At 68.9% G+C, this 24618-nt stretch carries 22 protein-coding genes; 13 read left to right on the top strand and 9 right to left on the bottom strand.

The features are described from left to right. Positions 1 to 35: 35 nt before the first annotated feature. From AB0H42_RS02190 to AB0H42_RS02180, 3 genes are all read left to right on the top strand, one after another. Complete coding sequence (locus AB0H42_RS02190; protein WP_357048448.1) at positions 36 to 806, top strand: IclR family transcriptional regulator; 771 nt, start codon at positions 36 to 38, stop codon at positions 804 to 806. A 1523-nt stretch (positions 807 to 2329) separates the two neighbouring features. Then, positions 2330 to 2512: a hypothetical protein gene (locus AB0H42_RS02185; protein ID WP_357048445.1), complete on the top strand. Its 183-nt coding sequence runs from the start codon at positions 2330 to 2332 to the stop codon at positions 2510 to 2512. A gap of 217 nt (positions 2513 to 2729) precedes the next feature. Then, on the top strand, positions 2730 to 5957 hold the full coding sequence (locus tag AB0H42_RS02180; RefSeq protein WP_357048442.1) for a protein kinase: 3228 nt from the start codon (positions 2730 to 2732) through the stop codon (positions 5955 to 5957). Between the two features lie 8 nt (positions 5958 to 5965). Here the strand turns inward: AB0H42_RS02180 and AB0H42_RS02175 are convergent, their stop codons facing one another. Further along, entirely contained in the window at positions 5966 to 6139 is a 174-nt protein-coding gene (locus AB0H42_RS02175; RefSeq protein WP_357048439.1) for a hypothetical protein, read from the bottom strand. A gap of 74 nt (positions 6140 to 6213) precedes the next feature. Between AB0H42_RS02175 and AB0H42_RS02170 the strand changes: the two genes are divergently transcribed. Next, a complete protein-coding gene (locus AB0H42_RS02170; RefSeq protein WP_357048436.1) occupies positions 6214 to 7098 on the top strand; it encodes an aldo/keto reductase in 885 nt (294 codons plus the stop codon). A 123-nt stretch (positions 7099 to 7221) separates the two neighbouring features. Here AB0H42_RS02170 and katG read toward each other — a convergent pair whose 3' ends face one another. The 3 genes from katG to AB0H42_RS02155 all read right to left on the bottom strand — a co-directional run bounded on the left by katG (position 7222) and on the right by AB0H42_RS02155 (position 10327). Further along, the gene (gene katG, locus AB0H42_RS02165; protein WP_357048434.1) at positions 7222 to 9453 is read right to left on the bottom strand and encodes a catalase/peroxidase HPI; all 2232 of its coding nucleotides are present in this window, start codon (positions 9451 to 9453) and stop codon (positions 7222 to 7224) included. Between the two features lie 35 nt (positions 9454 to 9488). Next, positions 9489 to 9893, bottom strand: a complete 405-nt coding sequence (locus tag AB0H42_RS02160; RefSeq protein ID WP_357048652.1) for a Fur family transcriptional regulator — start codon at positions 9891 to 9893, stop codon at positions 9489 to 9491. 149 nt (positions 9894 to 10042) lie between these two features. Continuing rightward, positions 10043 to 10327, bottom strand: coding sequence for a cold shock domain-containing protein (locus tag AB0H42_RS02155; RefSeq protein WP_357048431.1), 285 nt, complete (start codon positions 10325 to 10327; stop codon positions 10043 to 10045). 415 nt (positions 10328 to 10742) lie between these two features. On the opposite strand from AB0H42_RS02155, the gene AB0H42_RS02150 reads away from it, so the two are divergent. Continuing rightward, on the top strand, positions 10743 to 11078 hold the full coding sequence (locus AB0H42_RS02150) for a MerR family transcriptional regulator (protein ID WP_357048648.1): 336 nt from the start codon (positions 10743 to 10745) through the stop codon (positions 11076 to 11078). 198 nt (positions 11079 to 11276) lie between these two features. Here the strand turns inward: AB0H42_RS02150 and AB0H42_RS02145 are convergent, their stop codons facing one another. Together AB0H42_RS02145 and AB0H42_RS02140 are read right to left on the bottom strand one after the other, a co-directional pair. Next, positions 11277 to 12728 (bottom strand): MFS transporter, encoded by a 1452-nt coding sequence (locus tag AB0H42_RS02145; RefSeq protein WP_357048428.1) that lies wholly within the window; start codon positions 12726 to 12728, stop codon positions 11277 to 11279. A gap of 144 nt (positions 12729 to 12872) precedes the next feature. Further along, positions 12873 to 13688 carry a DUF1206 domain-containing protein gene (locus tag AB0H42_RS02140; RefSeq protein ID WP_357048425.1) on the bottom strand — a complete coding sequence of 272 codons (816 nt, stop codon included), beginning with the start codon at positions 13686 to 13688 and terminating at the stop codon, positions 12873 to 12875. Between the two features lie 388 nt (positions 13689 to 14076). Here AB0H42_RS02140 and AB0H42_RS02135 point away from each other — a divergent pair, with 388 nt between their 5' ends. Continuing rightward, positions 14077 to 15285 (top strand): CoA transferase, encoded by a 1209-nt coding sequence (locus AB0H42_RS02135; protein ID WP_357048422.1) that lies wholly within the window; start codon positions 14077 to 14079, stop codon positions 15283 to 15285. Beyond that, a complete protein-coding gene (locus AB0H42_RS02130; protein ID WP_357048419.1) occupies positions 15282 to 16673 on the top strand; it encodes an amidohydrolase family protein in 1392 nt (463 codons plus the stop codon). The genes AB0H42_RS02135 and AB0H42_RS02130 overlap by 4 nt, the downstream gene beginning before the upstream one ends. An 11-nt stretch (positions 16674 to 16684) precedes the next feature. Here AB0H42_RS02130 and AB0H42_RS02125 read toward each other — a convergent pair whose 3' ends face one another. Then, positions 16685 to 17737, bottom strand: coding sequence for an enoyl-CoA hydratase/isomerase family protein (locus AB0H42_RS02125; RefSeq protein WP_357048416.1), 1053 nt, complete (start codon positions 17735 to 17737; stop codon positions 16685 to 16687). Positions 17738 to 17934: 197 nt separating this feature from the next. Between AB0H42_RS02125 and AB0H42_RS02120 the strand changes: the two genes are divergently transcribed. The 6 genes from AB0H42_RS02120 (at position 17935) to AB0H42_RS02095 (ending at position 22983) form a co-directional block, all read left to right on the top strand. Next, positions 17935 to 18804, top strand: a complete 870-nt coding sequence (locus AB0H42_RS02120) for an HIT domain-containing protein (protein WP_357048413.1) — start codon at positions 17935 to 17937, stop codon at positions 18802 to 18804. A 299-nt stretch (positions 18805 to 19103) separates the two neighbouring features. Continuing rightward, positions 19104 to 19922, top strand: coding sequence for a DUF1684 domain-containing protein (locus tag AB0H42_RS02115; RefSeq protein WP_357048411.1), 819 nt, complete (start codon positions 19104 to 19106; stop codon positions 19920 to 19922). 4 nt (positions 19923 to 19926) lie between these two features. Further along, positions 19927 to 20958 carry an LLM class flavin-dependent oxidoreductase gene (locus AB0H42_RS02110; protein ID WP_357048408.1) on the top strand — a complete coding sequence of 344 codons (1032 nt, stop codon included), beginning with the start codon at positions 19927 to 19929 and terminating at the stop codon, positions 20956 to 20958. Positions 20959 to 20998: 40 nt separating this feature from the next. Then, on the top strand, positions 20999 to 21721 hold the full coding sequence (locus AB0H42_RS02105) for a GntR family transcriptional regulator (protein ID WP_357048405.1): 723 nt from the start codon (positions 20999 to 21001) through the stop codon (positions 21719 to 21721). Continuing rightward, the gene (locus AB0H42_RS02100; RefSeq protein ID WP_357048403.1) at positions 21718 to 22464 is read left to right on the top strand and encodes a sterol desaturase family protein; all 747 of its coding nucleotides are present in this window, start codon (positions 21718 to 21720) and stop codon (positions 22462 to 22464) included. The genes AB0H42_RS02105 and AB0H42_RS02100 overlap by 4 nt, the downstream gene beginning before the upstream one ends. Positions 22465 to 22644: 180 nt before the next feature. Beyond that, a complete protein-coding gene (locus tag AB0H42_RS02095) occupies positions 22645 to 22983 on the top strand; it encodes a hypothetical protein (protein ID WP_357048400.1) in 339 nt (112 codons plus the stop codon). A 202-nt stretch (positions 22984 to 23185) separates the two neighbouring features. Here AB0H42_RS02095 and AB0H42_RS02090 read toward each other — a convergent pair whose 3' ends face one another. Both AB0H42_RS02090 and AB0H42_RS02085 read right to left on the bottom strand, forming a co-directional pair. Next, positions 23186 to 23785: a dihydrofolate reductase family protein gene (locus AB0H42_RS02090; RefSeq protein ID WP_357048397.1), complete on the bottom strand. Its 600-nt coding sequence runs from the start codon at positions 23783 to 23785 to the stop codon at positions 23186 to 23188. Beyond that, complete coding sequence (locus AB0H42_RS02085; RefSeq protein ID WP_357048394.1) at positions 23782 to 24618, bottom strand: metalloregulator ArsR/SmtB family transcription factor; 837 nt, start codon at positions 24616 to 24618, stop codon at positions 23782 to 23784. The genes AB0H42_RS02090 and AB0H42_RS02085 overlap by 4 nt, the downstream gene beginning before the upstream one ends.

Raw genomic sequence — 24618 nt, 5'->3', positions numbered from 1 at the left:
TCCAACGTGGTCCCTATTTATGGGACTGTGGAGCGGTGAGCGCTTCTCCTGACACCGTCCCGCCCGGCACCCAGACCCTCGCTCGTGGCCTCGCCGTGATCCGCGCGGTCGGCGACGGTGCGCGCGGGTTACGCGAGATCGTGGAACGCACCGGCCTCGGCCGCAGCAGCACCCACCGGCTCGCACAACTACTGGTCACCCAGGGCTTCCTGCGCCACGACAGCCGGGGCTACACCCTGGGTCCGACCCTGATCGAACTCGGTTTCAAGGCATTGCACGGCAACCCGCTACCGCTGGTGGCGCGACCGGTGCTCGAGGAATTGTCGGCCACGGTACTCGATACGGTCCACCTGGCCGTCGAGGATGGCGGTTCGGTGCTCTATCTGGACAAACTCCCCGGCTCGCGGGGCGCGGAGATGCGCTCGCGAATCGGATACCGCATGCCGCTGACCCGCGCGGGCGTCGGTAAGGCGCTACTGCTCGACGCGGCCGATCGCTGGGCCGAGCAGTACGCCGCCGATGAAGCGCGACTACCGGCCGGGGCGAAGCCCGGCGATCCCGAGGACTTCCTCACCCGTATGCAGACCTACGCCCGTACCGGCGCGGCCATGGACCTCGAGGACAACGAGCCCGGTATCCGCTGTGTCGCGGCGCCGATACGCGACGCGTCCCGCGCGATCGTGGGCGCGGTCAGCGTATCGGCGACCACCCCGTACATGCCCCACGAGCGGATGCGCGGCCTGGTGCCGGTGGTGCGCCGCGCCGCGGGCCGGATCTCGGCCTCGCTGGGTTACCTGGCGACCTGACCCGCCGGGCGCCCACGGCGAGGCGTCCGGTCGGGATCGCTGCTCGGCCTTCCCGGGCGCCGACAACTCCTCCCCCGAAGATCAGCCACAGACCGGTCACGGTCCCAGGCCCGGCCGACCCAGCAGTACAACTCGCCGGCGTGCGCGCCATCGGCAGCGGTGAGAACGGTGAGCTCGAGCGCGGCCGAGGCGATCACAGCCAACGGACGATCGCGGGCACCTCCGAAGGAGGACAGCCGCAGCCGGCGGGCCACGGCGCGACGACGGAAACGCAAGAGCCCCAGAAGAACACATAATTACCTGTGCGAAATGCATCGTTTCCCGCCCGCGCCGCAATATATGAGATATTCACGCAATTTATCCGCAGCGCGATCCCGTCCCCTCTTCCGGCTCGTATTTACTGACATCTATGTAATTATCGGCGTGCCGATCCGATTGTGTCGGATGGATCACAATTCAGTTTGATTTAACCCGCGATACCTATAACGTTCGGATAACACCAGTACGAAGGTGTGCGGCGGCGCAGACGGCGGCGCCGAAGCAACGGATACGACAGGAGCATTTTCATGGGTTCAATGGACTTCAGCGCCCTCGGCGATTTCTTCGGCGCCTTCGGTGACATCTTCGGTGGCATCGGTACCCTGTCGAGCTTCTCTGCCGAGTAAGTATGCGCTGCGCATGAGCAGGGAATCCTGTGACAACAGCCCGCCGGATCACGTCCGGCGGGCTGTTGCCGTACTCCGGCCCGGATTTCGCGTGAGTTTCACATATATCACCCCAGGAATAGTGACGGAACCATTTATCGAAGATCGTCGATATGGACGATCGAGAGTTGTTTCGCATACCGGGCGACAGACCCGCTCGTGCGCGATTCGGTGCCGGATCCTCCGTACTCGACCACACGTTGTCGGGCGATACAAAGATCACCGACGGATCAACCGATTCGGCACCGCCGTGACGGGCCGCATAGGCGTTCCGGGCGCCGGACTCCGCGTAGGTGATTCACCGGCACGGCCTTTCCGGAGCAGTACATTCGGGGCGCGCGCGCGTGCATGTCCCCGATGGGACGCACCCGAACACCGGTCCGTCGCGCCGGCACCACCCGGTGCGGTACCGGGTATGACCCCCGTCACTCCCACTGAACGGCCCCTGCGAGCGCCCTGGCACCGCTCTGACCGGGCATTATCCGAAAACAGGTATACCCGGGGCCGTTCGACCGGCGCGTTTCCGCGCCCGATACCACACTCTGGAAGCCGAACGAATCGGCAACCATCACATCGAGGGCAGTAATGCACCAGTGGAATTCCGACAACGTCCCGAGCTGCAGTGATATGTACGCGGAATGCACCGAGGCCGCACTGATGATCCGTCGGTGCGGAAGCTGCAGCAGGCTGTTCGCCCCGCCGGTCACCCGGTGCTCGGCATGCCGGTGCGACGATTTCGAGCGTGTCCCCTCGACCGGGAGTGGTTCCATCGTGTGCTGGCGGAAAATCACCTGTGCGCCGAATGCTCGCACGGAAGCGGTGGAGTCCGCGATAGCGATCGTGGAACTCGACGAGGGGCCGTGGGTCTACACGACGATCCACGGTGAACTGCCCAGTGCCGGGCGCCGGCCGGTCCGGGTGCACTTCCAGGCGCCACCGCGCGGAGACCGCTTCCCGGTATTCGTGATCAGCGGCGGGCAGCCGGCTCTCGCCGCGGAGTGATCGCCCCGGCGTAGCCCGCGCCGCCGGGATGAACGGTCCGCACCGCGACCTGCCACGACCTTCCCGGAGACAACGCCTCGCCGCCGGAGGGCCCCGGCGATAGAGTTGAGGTGGCGAGAGGGACGTGTATGTTACCCGGTGCCCACAACCAGACTCGGTGGATCGCGCCCACCCCATGAACGGCGACGACCCCGTACGCACACGCCGCGAGCCGGCGATGACCGTCGCGACGGAACTGGACGCTGCGGGATTCGAGGATGCGGCGGAAGTCGGTCGCGGCGGATTCGGTGTGGTCTACCGGTGCAAGCAGGAACCGCTGGAGCGGACGGTCGCGGTGAAACTGATGACCGCGGAATCCGACGAGGACAATCGGGCCCGCTTCGCCCGGGAGCAACGCGCGATGGGCCGGTTGACCGGACATCCCAATATCGTCACCGTGCTGGAGGAAGGCGTCACCGCCCGCGGGCGGCCTTATCTGGTGACCCCGTTCTATCCGCTGGGATCCCTCGACACCTGGATTCGCGACCACGGGCCACTGGCCGCCGCGGACGTGCTGCAGATCGGCGTGAAGATCGCCGGGGCGTTGGAGAGCGCACACCGGCTCGGCGTCGTCCACCGGGATGTGAAACCGGGCAATATCCTGCTCACCGACTACGGGGAGCCCGCGCTGACCGATTTCGGTATCGCGCACATCGCGGGTGGTTTCCGCACCGCCGCGGGTACCGTGACCGGGTCGCCGGCATTCACCGCCCCCGAAGTCCTCGAAGGCGAACCGCCCACCCCCGCCGCCGATGTCTACGGGCTCGGCGCCACTATGTTCTGCGCTCTCACCGGGCACGCGGCGTTCGAGCGGCGCAGCGGCGAGAAGATGGTGACCCAGTTCCTGCGGATCACCGCCCAGCCGCTGCCGGATCTGAGGGAGAGCGGCGTGGCCGCCGATATCAGTGACCTGGTGGAATCGGCGATGAACCGGGACAGCCGGAAGCGTCCGTCGGCCACGGCCCTCGGGCAGTGCCTCCGCCGCCTGCAGGAGCGGCACGGATACCCCGTGGACGAGATGGCGCTGCAGGAGCAACCCGCCCGCGAAGAGCCCGCGGACAAGCCCCGGATACCGGCACAGCGTAAAGCGATCGGCGCCGACCACAGCGGGAACATCCCCCTGGAGCTGACCAGTCTCGTGAACCGGCGCGGCGAAGTGGTGGAGGTGAAGAACCTGCTGGCGAACTACCGGCTGGTGACCCTCACCGGAGCCGGCGGCGTGGGAAAGACGAGACTCGCGCTGCGGGTGGCGTCACAAGTGCGGCGGGACTTCCCGGATGGTGTATGGCTGGTCGACCTCACCGATGTCTCCGACCGGGCGATCCTGGTCGATGTGGTGGCCGACGCGGTCGGGGTGCGCGAAGAAACGGGCCGGTCACTGCTCGATGTGCTGGTGGAGTACCTGTGCCCGCGCGAAACACTGCTGGTGCTGGACAACTGTGAGCAGTTGGTACGCGCGGTCGCGGAACTGGACGAAGTCCTGCTGAAGGGCTGTGCGGGACTGAGAATCCTCGCCACCAGCCGCGAACCCTTGAACATCGCCGGTGAGGCGGTGCTACGGGTGGCGCCGTTGATGGTCCCCGACCCGGGCCGGGTGCCCACTCTGCTCGGACTGCCCCGCTTCGACGCGGTCACCCTGTTCGCCGAACGTGCCGCCGCCGCAGTACCGGGTTTCGAACTCGACGAGAGCAACAAGGACGCCGTGGCGCGGATCTGTGCACGGTTGGACGGGTTGCCCCTGGCCATCGAATTGGCGGCCGCCCGGCTACGCACCATGACACCGCAGCAGATTCTGGAACGCATCGATATCCGCAACCCGGTGCTCACCCGGGCCAGCCGCACCGCACCGATCCGGCAGCAGACCCTGCGCCTGTGCATGGCCTCGAGTTACGACCTGTGCACTCCGGCCGAACAGCGGTTGTGGGCCCAGCTCTCGGTATTCGCCGGAAGCTGCGAACTGGATGCCGTGGAAGGTGTCTGCGATATAGGTCCCGGCCCGGACAGCGTACTGGACGTGCTGTCGTCGCTGGTGGACAAATCGATTCTCATCCGAGCGGAAACCGGCGGCGCCGTACGCTTCCGGATGTTGCAGACCCTGCGCGACTACGGCCGGGAGAGCTTACGGGAGGCCGGTAGGGAAGGAGAACTGCGCCGACGGCACCACGAGTGGTACGAGCGGTTGTGCGTGGAGGTCGAAGCCGGCTGGATCAGCGCCGAGCAGCCCCGGTGGATCGCCCGGCTCGCCCGCGAACAACCCAACCTGCGCGAGGCGCTCGAATACTGCCTGGCCGAGGACACGGAGGCGGCGGTGGATGCCGGTGTGCGAACCGCCGCTGGGCTCTTCGAGTTTTGGAACTTCCGCGGTCTCTACGGTGAGGGGCGTTCGTGGTTGCGGCGCACGCTCGGCCGCCCCGGGTGGCATTCGGTCCCCGCTCGGATCCGAGCACTGTGCGCAGCGGGCAAATTGGCCACTACACAGGGTGAGTTCCCTGCGGTGGTGGACGCGCTGGCGGAAGCGCAGGATCTGGCCGGGCCCGGCACCGAACCGATGTGCCGGGCGCAGATCGCCTATCTGGAGGGGCTTTTCGCCATGGCGCGCGGTGAACCCGACGCCGCACCGGCCCATTTCGGACGCGCCGTGGAACTCACCGGCGCCGAACCGGCAGGCCCGCTGCGGATGGGCGCGCTCACCCTGACCGGCTGGTCGTACGAGCTGAGCGGAGATACCGGCCGGGCGAGCGAGTACTACCGGCAGGTCCTCACCGTCACCGAGCCGCGCGGTGAATTGCTTCATCGCGCGGCCGCCCTGCGCGGTATGGGAATCGCGGTCTGGCGGGACGGCGACCGGCCGCGGGCCCGAGAGCTGCTGCAGGAGGCGTTGCGGGTCAACAGCAGCCTGAACGGCAGCACAGTGATCAGTATGTTCTGCCTCGAGGGACTGGCCTGGGTCGTCGATACCCGCACCGAAGCCGAACGCGCCGCGGTGCTCATGGGCGCCGCACAGGGATTGTGGCCGTCGGGTTCCCGTGTCATGACCGTCTTTCACAATATGGCCGCCTTCCACGCGGAATGCGAGCACAACGCCCGGGCAGCCCTGGGCGACCGGCGATTCGATGCGGCCCACCAGCAGGGACTGACCATGGGCATGGACGCCGCCGTGGCCTACGCGCTCGGCGAACCGGCCACCTCCGCCGGCGGCCCGGCAGACCGTGCGGCAAATCTCACCCGGCGCGAACGTCAGGTCGCCGAATTGGTCGCCCAGGGGCTCAGCAACAAGCAGATCGCGACCAAGCTGGTGATCTCACAGCGCACCGCCCAGGGCCATGTGGAGAACATCCTGACCAAGCTGGGGTTCAGCTCACGCGCCCAGATCGCGGCCTGGGTGGTGGCGAACGCGCAGAGCTGAAACCCGTTCTACCCGTGTAGCTCCGGCCGGACGGTTCCAGCGAGGGCGTAGTGCTCGGCGAAGAATTCCCGGGCCGGCTGACCGGGCGTGGCCGCGTACCCCGCCGGCGCCGTCAGGTTCTCGTGCCCGCGCGGGCCGCCGAGCGGCTCGGCGTCCAACCCGTGGTCACAAACGCGCTGCATCGTTATGCGGGTGACACCGCCCGCCGGCGGTCGGCAGCACCGCCGCGCCCTCGCGGCCGCCTAGTGTCGAGACCATGACCGTTCCGAACTTCACCCTGAACAACGGCGTCGAGATACCCGCGCTAGGTTTCGGCGTCTACCAGACCCCGCCGGAGGAGACCACCGCGGCCGTGGAGTCGGCACTGGCCACCGGCTACCGGCATATCGATACCGCGGCGGTGTACGGCAACGAACGGGGCGTCGGGGAGGCTCTCCGCCGCTCCGGACTCTCCCGCGACGAGGTGTTCGTCGAGACCAAGGTCTGGATTACCGATTTCGGCTACGAGGCCACCCTGCACGCCTTCGACAAGAGCGCCGGCAAACTGGGCATCGAGCAGATCGATCTGCTGATCCTGCACCAGGCGCTGCCCGGCGAATTCGACCGGACCGTCCAGGCCTATCGGGCGCTGGAGAAGCTCTACGCCGACGGCCGGGTCCGGGCGATCGGTGTCTCCAACTTCATGCCCGAGCACCTGACCCGGCTGTTCGCCGAGACAGAGGTCGTGCCCGCGGTGAACCAGATCGAGGTGCATCCGTACTTCCGGCAGTCCGCGCTCCTCGCCGCCGATACCGAGCACGGCATTCTCAACCAGGCCTGGTCGCCGATCGGCGGCATCACTTTCTATCGCGACGGATCACACGGCTCCACTCTCGACGACCCGGTGATCGGTGAGATCGCGGCGGCGCACGGCCGGACACCCGCCCAGGTGATGCTGCGCTGGCATCTGCAGCAGGGGCGCCAGGTGATCCCGAAATCGGTGCGGCCCGCGCGGATCGCGGAGAATTTCGCCGTTTTCGATTTCGACCTGACCACCGCCCAACTCGACGCCATCGACGCGCTCGACACCGGTGTCCGCGGCGGCCCGGCGCCCGCCGATATCACCCGCGAGAACTTTGGAGTCGAGATCCCCGAACCCTGAGCGGGGGGCTCACCAGCGGCCCGCGACCAGGACCGGCGCCGCGGTGACGCCAACTCGTGGCCGCCCCGCCGGAAATGGATCCGGGCCGCCCCGTACGGGACGGCCCGGACTCCGCGACACCGATCAGCGCAGATCGTAGCGATCGTTTTCGGCGACCTTGACCCACGCGGCGACGAAATCGTCGACGAACTTACGGCCGGCATCGCGCTGGGCGTACACCTCGGCCACGGCGCGCAGCACCGAATGCGACCCGAAGACCAGGTCGTTGGCGGTGGCCGTCCACTTGGTCTCACCGCTGCGGCGGTCGCTGCCCTCGTAGACGTTCTCCGCCGACTCCGACGCCTTCCACTCCGTGTCCTGGTTCAGGAGATTGACGAAGAAGTCGTTGGTCAGCACACCGGGCCGATCGGTGAACACCCCGTGCTTGGTCCCGCCGTGGTTCGCGCCGAGTGCGCGCAGACCGCCGATCAGCACCGTCAGTTCCGGTGCCGTGAGATCGAGCAGGTAGGCCCGGTCCACCAGCAGGCGTTCCAGCGGCGCCTTCTCGCCGTTGCGCACATAGTTGCGGAACCCGTCGGCCCGCGGTTCGAGTACCGCGAACGACTCCACATCGGTGTTCTCCTGGGTGGCGTCGGTGCGGCCGGGCCGGAACGGCACGGTCACCTCGTGGCCCGCGTCCCGGGCCGCCTTCTCCACCGCCGCCGAACCGGCGAGGACGATCAGGTCGGCCAGCGACACCTTCTTGCCGCCCGACGCCGATCCGTTGAAGTCCTGCTGGATCCGCTCGAGGACGGGCAGTACCTTCGCCAGTTCGGACGGTTCGTTGACTTCCCAGTTCCTCTGCGGTTCCAGCCGGATCCGGGCACCGTTCGCACCGCCGCGCTTATCGGTGCTGCGGAAACTCGCCGCCGAAGCCCACGCGGTCTTGACCAATTGCGGCACCGACAGGCCGGAACCGAGGATCTTGCCCTTGAGGTCGGCGATGTCCTCGTCGTCGATCAGTTCGTGGTCGACCGCCGGGACCGGGTCCTGCCACAACTGCGGTTCGGGAACCCACGGGCCGAGATAGCGGCTGAGCGGCCCCATATCCCGGTGCAGCAGCTTGTACCACGCCTTGGCGAACGCCTCGGACAGCTCCTCGGGATGTTCCAGCCAGCGGCTGGTGATCTCCCGGTAGACGGGGTCCTCCCGCAGCGCAAGGTCCGTGGTCAGCATCGTGGGTGTGCGCGCGGGGCCGTCGAAGGGATCCGGGATGGTGCCCTCGCCCGCGCCATCCTTCGGCTTCCACTGATACGCCCCGGCGGGACTCTTGGTGAGCTCCCATTCGTAGCCGTACAGGTTCTGCAGGAAGCCGTTGCCCCACTGGGTCGGGGTGGAGGTCCAGACGACCTCGAGACCACTGGTGATGGCATCCTTACCCTTGCCGGTACCGTAGCTGCTCTTCCAGCCCAGGCCCTGCTGTTCGATCGGGGCGGCCTCGGGTTCGGCGCCGACCAGGTCGGGGTCGCCCGCACCGTGGGTCTTGCCGAAACTGTGGCCGCCGACGATGAGCGCGGCGGTCTCCTCGTCGTTCATGGCCATCCGGCCGAAGGTCTCCCGGATATCCCGGGCGGCGGCCACCGGATCGGGCCGCCCGTTGGGGCCTTCGGGATTGACATAGATTAAACCCATCTGGACGTTGGCCAGCGGGTTCGCCAGTTCCCGGTCACCGCTGTAGCGCTCGTCGCCGAGCCAGGTGTCCTCCGGACCCCAGAAAACCTCTTCAGGTTCCCAGATATCGGGGCGCCCGAAGCCGAATCCGAAGGTCTGGAAGCCCATCGAATCGAGCGCGACATTACCGGCGAACACGATCAGGTCGGCCCAGGAGATGCTGTTTCCGTACTTCTGCTTCACCGGCCACAGCAGGCGGCGGGCCTTGTCCAGGCTGGCGTTGTCGGGCCAGCTGTTGAGCGGCGCGAACCGCTGGGCGCCCTGACCGCCGCCACCGCGGCCGTCGGCGATCCGATAGGTGCCCGCCGCGTGCCAGCTCATTCGGATGAACAGGCCGCCGTAGTTTCCGTAGTCGGCCGGCCACCAGTCCTGCGAGTCGGTGAGCACCGCCGCGACATCGGCTTTGAGCGCTTCGACGTCGAGCTTCGCGAACTCCGCGGCGTAGTCGAAATCCTCGCCGAGCGGATTGGCTTTGGACGAATGGGCGTGCAGCACCGAGACGTCGATCTGCTCCGGCCACCAGTCCGTTATGGTGCGGGGGCGGTGGTCGGTACGGGGTGTAGGCGACGGGATCGCCGGGTTCTCGCTCTCACTCGTGCTGCGAGTTCCGGTGTCAGGAGCGGGTGGACGACTATCGGAGGTCACGACTTTCCTTCCTGAATAAGTGGCAGGAGCTGCGGTCAGGTGCGGTGCGATGCCGCACAGCCGGGACACAGGCCCCAGTAGATGACCTCGGCTTCGTCGATCGAGTAGCCGTGGTCGTCGGAGGCTGTCAAACAGGGGGCCGCGCCGACTGCGCAATCGACATCGGCGATCGAACCGCAGGTCCGGCATACGACGTGATGGTGATTGTCACCGACGCGGGACTCGTAACGGGCCACCGAACCGGAGGGCTGGATACAACGCAGGAGTCCGGCCGCGGTGAGCGTGTGCAACGAGTCGTAGACCGCCTGGTGCGAGACCGCCGACAGGCGCGACCGCACGGCGCGGATGATCGAATCGGTGTCGGCATGCGGGTGGTCGTACACCGCGCTCAGCACCGCCACTCGCGGAGCTGTCACGCGCAGCGAAACTCCCCGCAGCATCTGCTGGAAATCCACGGCCGCATGCACAGCCGAAAGTCTGGCCTCTTTTCTGGAATGAGTCAAGCATTCGCTGCGCGTTCGGCCGTCTTCGCTGGTCACGGCGATTTGTTCGTCATGTCGGGGTCGATCCTGTTCGTCGCCTGAGCTCTTCAGCCACAGAGACGCACCGCGACGGCCTCCGCCCCGCCGGCGCGGACGACCGTGGAGAATTCCACGCGCTGGTCGGCGAAGAGGACCCGGTACCCGTCGGCGTCGATACTCCGGTACTCCACGAAGACCGGGGCGATATCGTCGTCGGGATCGATATAGCCGAAGCCCTTCTGGGCGTCGTACCAGATCACCCGGCCAAACCGGACCGAGGATCGCTCGGCCGCCGGCCGGGGTAGCGAGGCGCCGGATTCGTTCTCCAGTCGCGGAGAGGCGGGCGCGGTCACCGGACGCCCGCTTTCGAGGCGCCCATGACCCGGTTCCACCACTCGTCGAGCGGGCTGGGCTCCGGCCAGACCACCCGGGCCTCCGAGCGGGACTCCGTGTGTTCTCGTCTCGATGCTGTCGATATTTCGATAGCGGGCATGACCGGATACATCTCCAAACTGGCGAATCGGGTGGACAAAAGGATGTTCGTCGGCGGCGCGGCATATCCGCGGGCGAGACGGAGCGGGGGCGCGGGGGACCGGGGTGGAGCCCCCGGCTTCTCGACCGGTAGCCGCTTCCCCCACACCTCTCCTATAAGGATCGGACTTAGATAATCTCTGTCTTAAAACACAGATTTCTTATAGCACTGCCAATTAGCTAGTGCAAGTTGATAAGGTAGGAAACCTCGTGTACGACGATGAGGAAGAGGAGTGCATGGATCACGAGCGCGACCCGGGGCAACACCTGCCCGATCCCGATCAGGCGGTATACGGGATCTCGGTCGCAGCAGGCCTCGCGGGCATCGGCGTGCAGACGCTCCGGCTCTACGAACGCCATGGCCTGCTCACCCCCGCGCGCAGTAACGGCGGCACCCGCCGCTACAGCGGTAACGACCTCGCTCGCCTGCGCCGGATCACCGAACTCGTCGCCGCCGGCGTGAACCTCACGGGTATCGGCCGCATCCTCGACCTCGAGGATGCCAATGCCGATCTGCACGCCGACAACGACCGTCTGCGCGTGGACAACGACAATCTGCGCGGAACGCCGTAGTCACACGGATCGCACCGGGGAACCCGGGCGTCCGTGGGGCCGCACGGCGCACGCTCCGGGTCCACAGGGCGGCACCGGCGGAAACGCCGGCCGCCCGGACGAAGGGTGTCGAATGCATATACGGCGTCTACCCCGGATCTTTCCGATCATGCACCGCGACGCAAAACCGTACCGACTGATCGGTCCGCGGTACGCCGTTCACCGCGCGGCCCGCGCCGGAGCGACCGCGGGGCCGCCGACTCCGCACTGCGGCAGACAGTCCACCCGGGCCGGTTCGGGTGCCCGCCGCGGCGGCCGCAACAGCACCCCGGCCAGCGCGGCGCCGGTGAGCAACAGACCCGCACAGATCCACATGGCGACACCGAAACCGGAGTCGAACACCGCGGGATCGTCCAGCGCACCGGAGATCCCGGCCAGCCCCGGCAAGGCCGCCACCGCGAGCAACTGCGCCGTCCGCGCCACCGCGTTGTTCACTCCGGAAGCGATCCCGGCCTCGCTCGCCGGCACGGCGCCGAGGACCGCGCCGGTGAGCGGGGCGACCAGCACCGACAGCCCGAGACCGAAGACCAGCACTCCGGGCAGCACATCGAGCGGATAGGAGGCGCCGGGACCTACCCGCTGGAGCAGGATCAGCCCGCCCGCGGCGAGCAACGGCCCGAATGTCATCGGCAGGCGAGGCCCGTGCCGCTGAGCCCACCGGCCGGACGGCGCCGAGAGTGCCAGCATCAGCAGCGTCACCGGTAGCGTGGCCAGCCCCGCGAGCAACGGCGAATACCCAGCGACTACCTGCAGTTCCAGCACCAGCAGGAAGAACACTCCGCCGAGCGCGGCGTACACCGCGAAAGTCACCAGGTTGGCCACCGTGAAAACCCGGGAGGCGAACAGTGCCGGCGGCACCAGCGGGTGGTCACTGCGCATCTCGATGAGGACGAAGGTCGCCAGCAACACCCCGCCGGCGCCCACCAGCACCGGTAGTTCGTCGATCAACCCCAGCGTCAGCGCGCCGAGCGCCGCGGCCACCACCAGCGCACCGGGGAGATCGAGCCTGGCGGTCGCATTCGGATCGCGGCTCTCGGGCACATGCCGCAGCGAGACCAGGACAACGACCGCCACCAGCGGCACGTTGAGGAAGAAGATGGACCGCCAGCCCGCGACCTCGATCAGCCAGCCGCCGAGGAACGGCCCGAGGGCCCCCGCCACCCCGCTGAACCCGGACCACAGCCCGATCGCCGCGCCCTGATCGCGATTGTCGATGGAGGCGGAGATGAGGGCCAGGCTGCCCGGCGTGAGCATGGCGCCGGCCACGCCCTGCAGTACCCGGGCGGCCACCAGCATCTCGATGTTCACGGCCGCTCCGCACAGCAGCGATGCGACAGCGAAACCCACAGCGCCGGTGACGAAGACCTTGCGCCTGCCGAAACGATCCCCGAAGGAACCGCCGAGCAGGATGAACGAGGCGAGGGTCAGCGTGTAGCCGTTGAGAGTCCACTGCAATCCGGCGACATCGGTATCGAGTACGGCGCCGATACGGGGCAGCGCGATATTGACGACTGTGGCGTCCAGCGAGGCCACCGAGGAGCCGAGCACGGTGGCCAGCACGATCCAGCGGCCGCCGGCCGACCCGAGACGGGGCAGCTCGGTGGGGTTCACGTCACCGAAGATACGGATCCGCCGCGGTTCGCCACCGCGCGACACACGCCGGGACGGGAGACGAGATCGCCACAGCCCGGCGCCCCACCCTGCCGGACGGCAGGGTGGGACGCGACAGCTATCCGAGACGAGCGTCCGCGCCGGTCACATCCGGGCGTAGCGGGCGCAGGCGAAATCGTAGAGACCGTAGGCGGCTATGCCGAGTCCGGCGGCGACCAGGAGAACGGGGCCGAACGGCTGTGCGCCCAGCGTTTTCAGCGCGGCGTCCAGGCCACTGGCCTTACCGGGATCGGACTGGAACACCGCCACGATCACGAGCACACCCACCCCGGCGATGGCCGAGCCCTTACTGAGGTACCCGACGGTTCCCAGTCGGCGCAGCAGCGCTCGGTCGGTGCGCAGTTCCTTCAGGAACCTCCGGGTGGCGCCCTTGTAGATGTGGTACGCACCCACCGCGATGATCACCGCCCCGACCAGCACGAGGGCGATCTTGCCGCCGGTGCTCTGCATCATTCGCGCGGACAACCCGGCGTTCTTACCACCGCTCGAGCTCCCGCTGCCCTGGACGAAACCGAACGCGGTGATCGCATAGCCGAAGTAGACGAGGGCCACGGCGAACGCCTTGCCGCGGTGGAACAGATCGGATTTGCGGTCCTCGTCACCACGGGTGCGCGACCCGAGTACCGCCTCCGTGAGCCGCCACAGCGCCATGAAAACGAAGGCGGCGATACCGACGACCAGCGCGGGAACGCCGCCGGGTTTGGCGGCCAGCTCGGCCATGGCACCGGATTGATCGGTGGTGCCGCCGCCACCGAAGGCGAGGCGCACGGCGAGGTAGCCGATCAGCAGGTGTACGAGCCCCGCCATCACGTAGCCGGCACGGGCCAGTCGCTCGAACACGCGACTGTCGGTGACACGGTGCGCCGCGGAAACCGGTCTGGATGTGGAAACCTGGGTCATCTGGCCTCTCTTCGTACCGGAGGCGCGCGACCGGGCAGTACCGGAACCGGTCCCACGCGAGCCCGGCCCCGGATCGGCGTCGACCCGAAACCGCTTCTCGCGCTCGCCTGTTCGCTGCCACGCCTCCTCGAGCGAACGGAACGTTCAGCAGATACCCGGGAACGGGGCGGCGAAACGGTACACCCCCGGGTGATGGCGCGATCGCGCCATCACCCGAACGCCACTGAGGCACCTCGTCAGCAGCGCCCTATCACGCGTTACATCCTCATCGAGTCGCGGGCCGTCCCTTACCCGTGCATGTCCACAGCCATGGTCGGCCAACAGTAGTTGATCGATGACCGACGGAAATCTACGCACGTCATTATCGGCGGCAGGTACCATCGTCGCCGTGTCCGACACCTCGGGGGAAGCCGCCGACACCACGGCGCGGCGGATCCTCGACTGGGCCGAGAGCGGGGTGCCCGCACTCACCGGTTTCCCGGGCGGACCCGCGCTGATCCCACCGGGCGTCGCGGCCACGGTCGCCCGCGAGCACACCACCCGGATCGCGGCGCTCACCGGCGGACGGGTCCAGCTCGACGGCGCCCGATTGCTCACCGAGCGGGCAGCCTGCACCGGGTCCACCCGCGGCGGCACCCGCTCGGCCGGGCGGGCCTGCCGCCTGCTGCCCACCGCCGACGGCTGGGCAGCGGTCAGTTGTGCGCGGCCCGACGATCCCCTTCTGCTCGCCGCGCTCATCGGCCGGGACGCGGTCGACGATCCCTGGCCCGAAGTGGCGGAATGGCTGCGCACCCACCCCGGCGCCGAACTCGCCGAGCGCGCGGAACTGCTCGGCGTGGCCGCCGGACCGATCGCGCCCGTATCGGCGAAACCACCACAACCGCTGCGCCCGCGTCCGGTGGACAACTTGCGCGTGGTCGATTTCAGCGCCCTGTGGGCGGGCCCGCTGTGCGCCCACCTCCTCGGACTCGCGGGCGCGCGTGTGATCAAGGTGGAGACTCCCACCCGGCCCGACGGCGCCCGCCGCGGTGCACCGGATTTCTACCGGCTCCTGCACGGCGATCACGAATCCGTCGTCCTCGACCCCGGTGACCCCGGGCAACGTCGTGCACTGGGTGAACTGGTGGCCTCCGCCGATATCGTGATCGAGGCGTCCCGCCCGCGCGCGCTGGCCGGGTTCGGGCTCGACGCCCAGGCATTCGCCGATACCGGCGGCACCTGGGTCTCGATCACGGCGCACGGCCGGGCCTCGAATCGAATCGGCTTCGGGGACGATATCGCCGCGACCGCGGGGCTGGTGGCCCGGGCACCCGACGACACCCCCCTGTTCGTCGGCGACGCGATCGCCGACCCGTTGACCGGCCTGACCGCGGCCGTACTGGCGATGTCGGCTCCTGCCGACGGGTCCGGGCAGCTCTGGGATATTTCGATGTCCGCGGTGGTGGCCGCGACACTCGATCCCGGAGCTGCCGCGACGGTGCCGATCGACGAGTCACACATCGTCGCGCCGGACCGTCGCGCGGCAACCGGTACCGCACCGGACAGCGGCCGCGACACCGCCACGGTGCTCGCCGAACTGGGCGGGCGGCCGAGATGACGGATCTGCTGATCCGTGACGCGGAAGTGCCGGGCGGGCCGCGCACCGACGTCCTGCTCCGTGACGGCGTCGTCGCCGCGCTGGGTAGGGGCCTGCCCGCGGCCGGAATCCCGGTACTCGACGCCGGGGGTGGCGCCTTGCTGCCGGGTTTGCACGACCACCACCTGCACCTGCACGCGCTCGCGGCGGAGTCGAACTCGGTCCGCTGTGGGCCACCGCAGGTACACACGGCCGCCGAGCTGGCCCGCGCGCTCGCCGCCGCCCCGGGCGACGGCTGGATCCGCGGAGTCGGCTATGCCGAGACCATTGCCGGTCTGCTCGATTCCGCGGCACTCGACGCCCTGCACAGTGTCCGGCCGGTACGCGTCCAGCATCGCAGCGGCGCGCTGTGGATACTCAATTCGGCCGCCGCGCATCGGGTCGGCCTCGACTTCGCGAGCGACCCGGGTGTGGAGCGCGATACGGCCGGTCGGGCGACCGGCCGTATCTGGCGCGCAGACACCTGGTTGCGTTCGCGACTCCCGGATACCGGCCCGCCCGACCTCACCGCCGTCGGCGCGCGACTGACCCGATACGGGATCACCGGAATCACCGACGCCACACCGGATCTGTCCGACGAATCCCTCGCCGCTCTGATCGCCGCGGCGACCTCGGGAGAAGTGCCCCAGCGGCTCGCGCTGCTGGGGGTACCGCTCGGCCGGACCGGCGCGGCCGGAGTGACCGCCGGGCCCTACAAAATCGTCCTCGCGGATTCGGGTCTGCCCGATATCGATACGCTCGCGAGCACTGTCCGGCGCGCGCACGAGCTGGACCGGCCCGTCGCCGTGCACTGCGTCAGCCGGGAAGCGCTGCTCCTGCTGCTCGCCGCGTTCGATGAGGTCGGTACGGTTCCGGGCGATCGCATCGAACACGGTGCCGTCGTACCGGCCGAATCCCTCGATGTGCTGCGGCGTCTCGGTGTCTCCGTGGTGACGCAACCGGGCTTCCTCGCTGATCGCGGCGACGACTATCTACGCCGGGTGGATCCGGCCGACCTGCCCGATCTCTACCGGTGCCGCAGTATGGTCGAGGCCGGCGTGGGCCTGGCCCTGTCCAGCGATGCCCCGTACGGTCCACTGGACCCCTGGCAGGTGATCGCCGCGGCCGTGGCCCGGCGCGCTCCCGACGGTCGCGTCGTCGGTGCGGGGGAAACCCTGCGACCGCCGGAGGCCCTGCGACGCTACCTCGCGCCGCTGCACGATCCGGGTGGCCGCGCCCGGGCCGTCGCCCCGGGCGCGGCCGCCGATCTGATACTGCTGGATCGGTCGCTGACGCGGCTACTCGCGGAACCGACGGCGGAGGCGGTGCGGACGACGATCATCCGCGGGCGGATCATGTTCGACCGCTGAGCCGGGGACACTTATCCCTCGACGATCTCGTCGACCAGCCCCCACGCCCGCGCCCGCTCGGCGCCGAGCGCCACACCGGTTATGAACAGGTACAGCGCACGCCAGCGGCCTATCCGGCGCGGCACGCTCACCGTCCCCCCGGCCCCGGGGATCAAACCCATCGCCACTTCGGGGAGGCGGACCACGGTATCGGGTGCGGCGACCACCCGTCCGGCGAACGCGGAGATCTCGATCCCGGCCCCGACACAGTGCCCGTGCAACCGGACCTCCATGCGATCGGCCAGCCGGGCCATCAACCGCGCGGCACCACCGCGGGTACGGATCAGATGCGCGGTCGTGATATCCGGTGTGTGGCCGAACTCGTCCAGATCTCCGCCGGAACAGAAGGACGACCCCGCACCGTCCAGGACAATCCGGCCGAACGCTTCGGCGACGACCGCGGTACGCAGCGCCTCGACCAGGCCGTCCCGTAACGCCGTCCCGTAGGCATTGCGCCGTTCCGGACGGTTGAGGGTGATCCGGAGGGTGTCGCCCTCGGCCGACAACAGGACCGGAGCGGTATCGGGTGGCGGCGGCAGCGGCCGGCCCAGTCGCCGCCGTTCGCCGAGCCAGGCACCGAACTCGGCGCCGCCCTGCAGCGTCGAGTACGCCAGCGATTCCACATCGATCGCCGCGGGCACCGGCAGCTCCGCCGAGGCGCGCAACACCTGCCCGGCGATACGGGACGCCTGCGGACACCGTCGCACGCAGCCGAGGAATTCGGTGCGCGCGCGATCGAGGTCCGCCACACCCACCACCGAGCGATCCGCCGTCTCGGCCGTGGCGTAGGTCAGGTCCAGCGCGGCGGTCAGGGGCGCCAGGTCCGGGGCGATCTCGCCGGAGCAGATCCCGACCGCGAGGCTCCCCCAGGCGGCGATCCGGGCCGCAGCGGTTCGCGCGGTCACACCGTCGGCGCCGTCCAGATCGACGATCAGCACGGGCTCCAGCAGCGACTCCGGGTCCAGGACCGATTCCGGGAGAGCGCCACCGGCCACTTCCGCCGCGGTAAGCGTCCGCACGTCCATATCCACCGTCCCTGACTTCGTTCTTCGGAACGTAGCAGGACCCGGCCCGCGCGAATCGCTTGCCCGGACCGCCCGTCCTGCGAGAAGGTCACGCGGTCACTTTCCACCGGGGTGGCGCCGCAAGGGACCTCGCCGGGGGCTGTCGCGCGGAGAATTCCAGTACGCTTGTCCTGCAATCTCTTCCGAGGAGGCCGACCGTGCTCCATCATGTGCAGATCGCCTGCCCTCCGGGCGGCGAAGAGTCTATGCGCGCGTTCTACCACGGCGTTCTCGGCTGGGCGGAAATCCCCAAGCCGCCGCTGCTCGCTGCTCGTGGCGGTTGCTGGTTCGCGGTGCCCGGAGTGGACGGCCCGGCCGCCGAACTCCATATCGGGGCGGAGGACCCCTTCCGGCCCGCCCGCCGCGCGCACCCCGCGTTTGTCGTCGATGTGGACGCGGTCGCGGCCGGCCTCGTCGCCGCCGGGTACGCGGTCCGCTGGGCGGACGCCGCCGAGATCCCGGGACGCCGGCGCTTCCACACCGACGACCCGGCGGGCAACCGCCTGGAATTCCTGGGCGCCGGGGACGGCGCCGGGACGCGCCGTGTCCCCTTCGATATCGCGGACTACGAACGCCGGGTGCGAGAGAGCCCGTGCTTCATCTGCGCGATCGTCGCCGGCACCCACGACTCCGAACTGGAACAGATCATCGACGAGGACGACGAGAACATCGCGTTCCTGTGTCGCTATCCGACGTTGATCGGCCACACCCTCGTCGCGCCGAAACAGCATCACCAGCATGTGGTCCGCGACCTCGAGCTCGCGAAGTTCCGGCGCCTGACCGAGATGGTCCATCGGGTCGCCCGCGCGGTGGAGACCGTCGTACCGACCGAGCGCATGTACCTGGCCAGCCTCGGTAGCCAGCAGGGCAATTCCCACCTGCACTGGCATATCGCGCCCCTGCCACCGGGCGTGCCCTATCGCGAACAGCAGTTCCACGCGCTCATGGCCGAGAACGGCGTGCTCGCGTGGACCCTCGGCGATGCCGTCGACCTCGCCGGGAGACTGCGCCGGGCACTGAACTCGTAGCCGTGCGCGAGCGGCGTCCGCCCGGCCGCCGCGGGAGCAACCGACCTTGGACCCAGGCACGCGCAGACCCGGAGTGTGCGCTTTGCGTTCCGGCTGATCGAAATCCTGTCCGGTCGGCAATGCGCGCGCTTGGATCGAGAGCAGCAACCGCGGGGTCGCCATGGGAGCGCCGGCCGGCCGTTCTCTCCGGACGGTATCCGGTCGGCCGCCACCGGTTGTCGCCGGCGAGCGCGACAGCCGCCGGCCCACCGGTAACGGCGAGCGGGCGGCCCGACGGAGAGACCTCGGAGGAGCACCACATGGCAACGCAGACTGCGGCCACCGGAAACGACACGTTCCTCGCCGACTGGCAGGACTGGCATCGGCAGCAGGAGGCACGGCTGGCCGATCCGCACGGATTTCTCGCGGTGACCGGCCTGCACTGGCTCACCGCGACACCGCAGCGGTTCTCCGACGCGCCGGGCAGCTGGTCCACCGGCACCGACGGCGTCACCGTGATTCTCGACGAGGACGAGGAACTGGTGATCGACCGAACCGTCCGACGCGGCACGTACCGGTTCGGGGCCATCGCGGAACGCGGGGGCGTCGAGGCCGTATGGGGCGAAGCGGTGATCGAGGTCGCCAAACGCGGCGGGCACGATATCGTGCGCCCGCGGCACCCGGGCAACCCGTTGCGCACCGGGTTCCGTGGCACGCCCGCCTACGCACCCGATCCGAAATGGGTGGTCGCCGGACGCTACACCGCGTTCGCCGAGCCGCGGCCCACCACGGTCGGAGCGGCCGTGGAAGGTCTCGAACACGTCTACGACGCCCCCGGCCGGATCGACTTCGAGTGGGACGGGCAGACACTGGGACTCACCGCTTTTCCAGGGAAGACCCCGGGCGCTCTCACCGTGCTTTTCACCGACGCGACCTCCGGCGTCACCACCTACGCCGCCAACCGCGTGCTACAACTACCGCCGCCGGACGCCGACGGGACAGTGACCCTGGACTTCAACCGGGCCGTCAACCTGCCCTGCGCCTACACCGATCTGGCGACCTGCCCGCTGCCCCCCGCGGAGAACCGGCTCCCGGTCGCGATCGAGGCGGGCGAGAAAATCCCTTACGAGCGCAGCTGACCCGATGAGTGCGCCCCCCTCCATCGCGAACCTGTCGTTCCTGACTCCGGGCAACTACCCCGACGAGGATCCCGCCGCCGGGCTCGAAGACGCCCTGCGCCTGTTCGAGTTCGGTGAACGGCTCGGTTTCGACGGCGCCTGGATCCGGCAGCGTCATCTCGAGCACGGCGTCGGGTCGGCGGCGGTTTTCCTGGCCGCGGCCGGACAGCGGACCCGCCGTATCCAACTGGGGACCGCCGTGATCCCGATCGGCTACGAGAGCCCGTTCCGGTTGGCCGAGGATCTGGCGATGGCCGACGTCTTGTCCGGCGGGCGACTGCAACCCGGCTTCAGCGCGGGCACTCCGCCGCATGCCGAGCTGATCGGCGATCTCGTCTTCGACGGCGACTGGCGCGGCTACGACCTCTCCTACGGGCGGATCGAGCGGTTGATCGACAATCTGCGCGGCGACTACCTGGGCGAGCCGGACACGGTGATCCATTCCCCCGGCAATACGCAGCGGCCGCGGCTGCAACCGCACGATCCGGGGTTGGTCGATCGGCTCTGGTACGGCGGCGGGAGCACCCGGTCGATACGCTGGGCCGGTGCGCACGGATTGAACCTGCTCACCGGCAATATCGTTTTCGGTGAGCACAGCGACGATTTCGCCACCGCGCAGCAGGGCCTGATCGCGGAATATCGCCGCCGCGTCGACCCGGCCCGGCCGGCTCGGGTCGCGGTGGGCCGGGTGATCGTCCCGTTCGACAGCGCCGACCGCGCCACCCGCGAACGCTACCGCCGCTACGCGGCCGGGCGATACGAGCGCACCCGCGCCCCGCAGGGCGAACGGCGGATTCTGTTCGCTCCGGATCTGGTCGGCACCGCCGAGCAGATCCTCGATCGGCTGCGCACCGATCCGGTCGTCGCCGGGACCACGGAGTTGCGGCTGGAACTACCGTACGAGTTCCATCGCGGCGACTACGAGCAGATACTGCACGACACCGTCGAGTACATCGCACCGGAACTCGGCTGGCAGCCGTCGACCGAATTGGTCTGACCACTTGACCTCTTACCAATAGGGGTCTACCGTCCGGGGAATGGCACTGAAGCGGATCGCCCGCCGGTCGGTTCCCGACGAGATCTACGAGCAGCTCGTCGACGACGTCCTCACCGGCGAGCTCGCGCCCGGCTCGGCCCTGCCCGCCGAACGTCAACTGGCCGAAGCGCTGGGTGTCTCCCGGCCCACCGTCCGTGAAGCGGTCCAGCGGCTCGCGCGGGCGGGATTGGTGGAGATCCGCCAGGGCGGCAGCACCACGGTCCGCGATCCGCGCCGCTCCGGCGGCCTCGAATTGTTACCGCGGTTGATCCTGCGCGGCGGCCGGCTCGACCACTCCGTGGTACGGAGCATCCTGGAGACCCGGGCGACGCTGGGCTGCGAGGTCGCCGGCCTGGCCGCCCGCCGCCACGGTCCGGCTGCCGGCCCAACGCTCGCGGCCGCGGTGGACACACTCGCCGGTCGAGACGATCCGCTGGCGCGCCAGCTCGCCGCGCTCGCCTTCTGGGACCACCTGGTCGACGCCGCCGATTCGATCGTCTACCGCCTGCTGTTCAACCAGCTGCGCACCGTGTACGAACCCGCCATGGCCGCCCTCGCCGGCGTCATGGACACCGAGGTGGGACAGCCCGAGCGCTACCGCGCGCTCGCGGCGGCCGTCCTCGCCGGCGACAGCGATTCGGCCCGTACCCGTGCCGACGCGCTGCTGTCGCTGGCCACCGCGGAATTCGACGACCTCCTGCACCGATTGGAACAGACGCCATGAACCTCTCGCATGCGCTACGCGCCCGGCGCGACCGTAACACCGGGATCGACCGTCTTGCGGAGGGGCGCCCGGCCGCCGACGAGGCGAAGGCCGCTCGCCGCGCACCGGAGTCGCTCGCGGACGTGTTCGCCTCGTTCCGTCACGCACCTTCGCCCTGGGTGATCGCCGCGTTGCTGGTCACCGCCGCCACGGCCCGCGTCCTGGTGGGCGACTGGCAATTCACCGACGCCCTGGTTCCGGTGTTCATGGTGGCCGCGTTCCCGTTCGTGGAATGGGTCATCCATGTCTGCGTGCTGCACTGGCGGCCGCGCACTCTGGGCCGCTGGCGGATCGACTCGCTGCTGGCACGTAAGCACCGCGCACATCATGCCGATCCGCGGATCCGGGAGCTGGTCTTCATCCCGTGGCAGACCTTCCTCTGGCTGCTGCCCATCCTGGTGGCCATCGCACTACTGGCCTTCGGCCGGCCGGGCCTGGGCCTGACCTTCCTCACCACCGTGGGCGTCCTCGGACTGGTCTATGAATGGACCCACCTCCTGGTGCACACCGACTACCAGCCGCACAGCGCGATCCTGCGCGCGGTGCGCCGCAACCACCGTCTGCACCATTTCAAGAACGAGCACTACTGGTTCGCCGTCACGACCGCCGGAACCGCGGACCGGGTCCTGGGCACCTATCCCGATCCCGCCTCGATCCCCAACTCCCCCACCGCGAAGGCCCTGCACAAGCCGCAGGCCGCCTGACGCCCGGCCGCGGTATCGCCTTCCGGCGCTGCGCACCCGGTACCGGGTGCGCAGCGCCAACCGCCACAGGGTAGTAGTGAACCCACAGCTTCACGGCGTTCGGGCGGTTCGGGATTCGACGTGCACCGCCGGGCAGCCGGCTCTTCCGCAGGTTCCACCCCACAGTTCCGAGGATGGCGTATGCACCGATTTTCCGGTCAGGACACGAGCACGGCACCGCACGAGATCGCCTGCCGTATCGAAAATCTGCTCGACGAGCAGGCCCGTGTGGTCGATGAGCTGCTATCCGCCGAAGCGGCGTATATCGAAGCGGTGGCCGCGGCCCGGGAAGCCGGCCTGCTGTGCCGGTCCGATCTGACCGAGGCCTATGACCGGTTGCAGGGCTGGGGTATCTCCAATTTCTCGAATCGCTGGCGAAGGCTGGTCGAAGCGGGGTCGGCGGACACGCCCGCGGCACAACCCACGCTGGTGCCCGGCGGCAGGGGAATCACCACGATCCGAGCATCATCCGAGGGGTGAGCAGCGATGACCGCGGCGGCCACCCGCACGCTCGGAGGCCGTCCATCTGATCGGCCGGATCCCGAGCCGGGATCACCACCGCCCTCCCCTCCCGCCCTGGTGTTCTGCCGGATCCGGCCGAATCGCTTGCACGTCGTCCGACCCCGTCGACCGGCGGGCACCGGCATCACCAGGGCACACCCGGAGTAATCGGGAGCCGGCGTCATCGAGCGCGGTCGTAGACCATCGCCATCTCGCCGAGCTCGCCCACCTCGTGCCGGGTCAACGTCCACTTCGTAGCCGGCAGGCCGTCGTCGAACAGCCGCTGCCCGCCACCCGCGATTTCGGGGGTGATCATGAGATACAGCCGGTCGAGCAGATCCGCGGCCAGGAGCGGTTTGATGATGCTCGCACTGCAGTTGACGAGGATATCGCCCGAGCCGGCGTCCTTCAGTTCACGCACCACATCGGCAGCCGGGGCGTTCACGACGCGGGTGCGCTCCCAGGGCGCGGCGCCCAAGGTGGTGGACAGAACTACCTTTTCCGTGTCGACCAGCCACTTCGCGTATCCGCGGTCGCGTGGGTCGGCACTGTCGTCGGCGGCGACCGCCGGCCAGTAGCCGAGGAACCCCTCGGCGTTGCGGCGGCCGAGCAGAGCCGTCGTCGCCCCGTCCCATATGCGACTCAGATGGCGCCGCGCCACCTCGGTCGCGGCGTAGGAGACGATCGCGCCCAGATCGCCGGGCCCACCCGGGCCGCTGTAGCGCCCGTCGAGGGTGAGATTGATATTCGCGGTGACGGAACGTCTGCCGGTATCGGTCATTGTCGCGCGTCCTTTTCGTTGTCGTGCACAGTGATATCGGCGCCGCCGCAGGCGGCGGTGAGGTTGTCCAGCACTTGCTGCCAGCCGGTTTCGATTCCGGCGATGAACGGCACTGCTTCGGTGTGGGTTTCGGTGAGTGTCAGACCGAGTCGCAGGCGGGTGCCTTCCGCGGCCCGGGTGAGCGTCAGGTCGTAATGTCCGGTGAACAGGACCGCGTCCGCCGGGTCGAGAACCGACAGCCGGAATTCCAGATGTTCGGGCTCGGCTGCCGCGGTGACCTCACCCGCTGAGTGGTAGCGCCGTCCCTCGGCATCGCGATAGTCGAGCACGACGCGGCCGCGCGGGGCCGGTTCCAGAATGCAGTCGGTGACCGTCATGGGGGACGGAGCCCACCAGGACCCGAGCAGGTTCGGCTCTACCCAGTACCGCCAGACGACGTCGCGCGGTACCGGGAGCATCCGCTCGAAGCGGAACCTGCGCCCGTCGGCCCACCGGTCCTGATCCGCCCTCGCGGCTTCGGCATCGATTGCGGCGCGGTAGCGCGCGATCACCTCGCGCTCCCCCGCCTGCGCCCCGGCGGTGACGACCAGATCCGCGACGCGCCGCGCGAAAGCTTCCAACGGCTGCGTCTCGATCGCGTAGACGCGCCGCTGCCCGAGCGGGAACACCGCGACCAGACCGGCTTGGGCGAGGGTCCGCAAATGTTTGGTGGTCTGCGGTTGCCGCAGACCGGTCAGCTCGGCGAGCTCCCCCACCGACCGCGGCCGCTCCGCCAGCAGCTCGATGAGACGCCACCGCGCCTCATCCCCCAATGCCGATGCGATCCGATCCAT

The sequence above is a fragment of the Nocardia sp. NPDC050799 genome (assembly GCF_040654015.1).
Lineage (GTDB): Bacteria > Actinomycetota > Actinomycetes > Mycobacteriales > Mycobacteriaceae > Nocardia.
The sequence above is the reverse complement of the archived record's forward strand: the minus strand, read 5'-3'. Positions and strand labels throughout refer to the sequence as shown.

Coding starts and splice junctions, on each gene's coding strand:
- AB0H42_RS02175 (WP_357048439.1), bottom strand. CDS start 6,139: ATGCAGCGCGTTTGTGACCACGGGTTGGACGCCGAGCCGCTCGGCGGC.
- AB0H42_RS02090 (WP_357048397.1), bottom strand. CDS start 23,785: ATGACCGATACCGGCAGACGTTCCGTCACCGCGAATATCAATCTCACC.
- AB0H42_RS02180 (WP_357048442.1), top strand. CDS start 2,730: ATGACCGTCGCGACGGAACTGGACGCTGCGGGATTCGAGGATGCGGCG.
- AB0H42_RS02150 (WP_357048648.1), top strand. CDS start 10,743: ATGGATCACGAGCGCGACCCGGGGCAACACCTGCCCGATCCCGATCAG.
- AB0H42_RS02100 (WP_357048403.1), top strand. CDS start 21,718: ATGAACCTCTCGCATGCGCTACGCGCCCGGCGCGACCGTAACACCGGG.
- AB0H42_RS02160 (WP_357048652.1), bottom strand. CDS start 9,893: ATGCTGCGGGGAGTTTCGCTGCGCGTGACAGCTCCGCGAGTGGCGGTG.
- AB0H42_RS02125 (WP_357048416.1), bottom strand. CDS start 17,737: ATGGACGTGCGGACGCTTACCGCGGCGGAAGTGGCCGGTGGCGCTCTC.
- AB0H42_RS02115 (WP_357048411.1), top strand. CDS start 19,104: ATGGCAACGCAGACTGCGGCCACCGGAAACGACACGTTCCTCGCCGAC.
- AB0H42_RS02085 (WP_357048394.1), bottom strand. CDS start 24,618: ATGGATCGGATCGCATCGGCATTGGGGGATGAGGCGCGGTGGCGTCTC.
- AB0H42_RS02170 (WP_357048436.1), top strand. CDS start 6,214: ATGACCGTTCCGAACTTCACCCTGAACAACGGCGTCGAGATACCCGCG.
- AB0H42_RS02105 (WP_357048405.1), top strand. CDS start 20,999: ATGGCACTGAAGCGGATCGCCCGCCGGTCGGTTCCCGACGAGATCTAC.
- AB0H42_RS02110 (WP_357048408.1), top strand. CDS start 19,927: ATGAGTGCGCCCCCCTCCATCGCGAACCTGTCGTTCCTGACTCCGGGC.
- AB0H42_RS02140 (WP_357048425.1), bottom strand. CDS start 13,688: ATGACCCAGGTTTCCACATCCAGACCGGTTTCCGCGGCGCACCGTGTC.
- AB0H42_RS02095 (WP_357048400.1), top strand. CDS start 22,645: ATGCACCGATTTTCCGGTCAGGACACGAGCACGGCACCGCACGAGATC.
- AB0H42_RS02130 (WP_357048419.1), top strand. CDS start 15,282: ATGACGGATCTGCTGATCCGTGACGCGGAAGTGCCGGGCGGGCCGCGC.